At 68.4% G+C, this 237-nt stretch carries 1 protein-coding gene; it reads left to right on the top strand.

Annotated features, from left to right (window positions below):
• Window positions 1-237 (top strand): aminotransferase class III-fold pyridoxal phosphate-dependent enzyme (locus ACTFO6_RS19725; protein WP_439935988.1); only part of this gene is annotated, 237 nt, incomplete at both ends.

Raw genomic sequence — 237 nt, 5'->3', positions numbered from 1 at the left:
TGTGCAGTGCGCCGGGGGCATGGCGATGTACCATCCCGCGTACCTCGCCCGGGCGCGGGCGCTGTGCGACCGCTACCAGGTGCACCTGATCGCCGATGAAATCGCCGTCGGTTTCGGGCGCACCGGGACGCTTTTCGCCTGCGAGCAGGCCAACGTGGCGCCCGACTTCCTGTGCCTCTCCAAGGGGCTCACCTGCGGCTATCTGCCCTTGTCGGTGGTCCTCACCCGGGAGGAGAT

Source organism: Pelomicrobium sp. G1 (assembly GCF_051905455.1).
GTDB lineage: Bacteria > Pseudomonadota > Gammaproteobacteria > Burkholderiales > UBA6910 > Pelomicrobium.
The sequence above is the reverse complement of the archived record's forward strand: the minus strand, read 5'-3'. Positions and strand labels throughout refer to the sequence as shown.